At 63.4% G+C, this 2,268-nt stretch carries 3 protein-coding genes; all 3 read right to left on the bottom strand.

What is annotated here, in order from left to right:
* Positions 1–1,325, bottom strand: a 1,325-nt coding sequence (locus tag ACZY0X_RS31185; protein WP_463775890.1) for an NAD(P)(+) transhydrogenase (Re/Si-specific) subunit beta, incomplete at its 3' end; no start/stop codon positions are given.
* Positions 1,322–1,663, bottom strand: a complete 342-nt coding sequence (locus ACZY0X_RS31180; RefSeq protein WP_463775888.1) for an NAD(P) transhydrogenase subunit alpha part 2 — start codon at positions 1,661–1,663, stop codon at positions 1,322–1,324. The genes ACZY0X_RS31185 and ACZY0X_RS31180, both read right to left, overlap by 4 nt.
* 2 nt (positions 1,664–1,665) lie before the next feature.
* Positions 1,666–2,268: Rossmann-fold NAD(P)-binding domain-containing protein (locus ACZY0X_RS31175; protein WP_463775887.1), on the bottom strand; the 603-nt coding region annotated here is incomplete at its 5' end.

Raw genomic sequence — 2,268 nt, 5'->3', positions numbered from 1 at the left:
CCCGAGGACATGGAGCGTTTGAGCACGATCACCGAACGCGACTCGTCGACGTTGAGGATCGGCATCCCATGAATCGGGGAGGACGGGTCGTTGCGCGCGGCGGGGTTGGTGACGTCGTTGGCACCGATCACGATGGTGACATCGGTGCGGTTGAACTCACCGTTGACGTCATCCATCTCCTTCATCGCGTCGTACTCGACATCGGCCTCGGCCAGCAGCACGTTCATGTGCCCGGGCATCCGACCCGCCACCGGGTGGATGGCGTACTTGACCTCCACCCCCTTCTCCTCGAGCAGGCTGGCCATCTCCTTGACCGCATGCTGAGCCTGAGCCACCGCCAACCCGTAGCCGGGCACGACGATGACCTGATTGGCATAGGCCATCTGGATCGCGGCATCAGCAGCCGAGGTCGCCTTGACCGTGCCCTGATCCCCACCCACGGCAGCCGCGACATCACCGCTGGCACCGAACGAGCCGAACACGATCGCCGGGATGGACCGGTTCATCGCCTTGGCCATCAGATTGGTCAGGATCGACCCCGACGCACCCACGATCATGCCCGCCACGATCATCGCGGTGTTGTTCAACGCCAGACCCGCCGCCGCCGCCGACAACCCGGTCAACGCATTCAACAGCGAGATCACCACCGGCATGTCGGCGCCCCCGATCGGGAACACCACGAACAGACCCATGACCCCGGCCAGCACCAACACCAACACGATCACCCAACCCGGGCTACCGTGCCCGGCGTTGAGGCCGATGTAGACCGACGCGGCGATCGCCCCCAACAGCAACACCACATTGGAGGCCTGAAATGCCTTCGCGGAGCGCACAAGAGCCTTCTCGAGGTTCTTCGGGATCGACTCCTGCAGTTTGAGGAACGCCACCAGCGAACCCCAGAACGACACCGACCCGATGATCGCCGCGAACAAAGAACCCACCACCAGCGCGACAGTCGGATGCTGCTCGGGAGTGAAGTGGGCGAACCCGTCGGTCTCGATGAACTCCGCCCACGCGATCAACGCGACCGTGCCACCACCGACACCGTTGAACAGTGCCACCAGCTGAGGCATCGCGGTCATCTTGGTCCGCTTGGCCGGCGGCACCCCCAAGATCACACCGATGAGCAGACCGGCCACGATCAGAATCCAGTTGCCTGACGCGGTGTCACGCACCTTGATCAGGGTCGCCACGACCGCCAACGCCATACCGGCGGCGGCAATCAGGTTGCCGCGCACCGCGGTCTTGGGACCAGTCAAACCCGACAGGCCCAGGATGAAGAGGGCGAACGCGACAATGTAGAGGGTGTTGACGAGATAGTTCACTTGCCCACCTGCGCCTTGTCAGCGTTCGGGGCGGCCTTGCGGCCAGCCGACTTACCCTTGAACATGCCCAGCATCCGATCGGTCACCAGGAACCCGCCGATCACATTCAGGGTGCCGAAGATCAGGGCGATGAACGCGATCACCCGCACCCCCCAACCCGCATCAGCGGGCAGCTCACCCAACACGATCAACGCACCCAACACCACGATGCCGTGAATGGCGTTGGTGCCCGACATCAACGGCGTGTGCAAGGTGTTGGGCACCTTGGAGATCACCGCGAACCCGACGAACCCGGCCAACACCAGGATCGCGAGATTGGCCAACAACTGGTCATACATGACTAGGAAACTCCCTTGGCTGTCTGCTCTTCGCGCGAGCGCTCATCGCCGGTGGTCCGGGTGACGCACGAGGCCGCAACGACCTCATCGTCGAAGTCCGGCGCCAACACGCCGTCGGTGATCAACAACTCCAACAGCGAGGTGATGTTCTTGGCATACAACTCACTGGCATGCTCAGGCATCGTCGCGGGCAGATTCAACGGCGAGGCAATCGTCACCCCATGCTTGACGACCGTCTGACCCGGTTCGGTCAACTCGCAGTTACCACCGGTCTCCCCGGCCAGATCAATCACCACACTGCCCGACTTCATCCCCTGCACCGCAGCCGCAGTCACCAGACGCGGCGCCGGACGACCCGGCACCAACGCGGTCGTGATCACGACATCGAAGCGGGTGATCGCCTCCTCCAGAGCCTTCTGCTGCTGGGCACGTTCCTCATCAGTCAGCTCACGGGCATACCCACCCTCACCGGCGGCATCAATACCCAGATCAAGCCACTGAGCACCCACCGAACGAACCTGATCGGCCACCTCCGGGCGCACGTCATAACCGGTCGTCTTGGCACCGAGGCGCTTAGCCGTGGCCAACGCCTGCAACCCCGCCAC

The organism is Mycobacterium sp. IDUB_39 (assembly GCF_055419205.1).
This window is presented reverse-complemented; position numbering and strand designations above follow the sequence as displayed.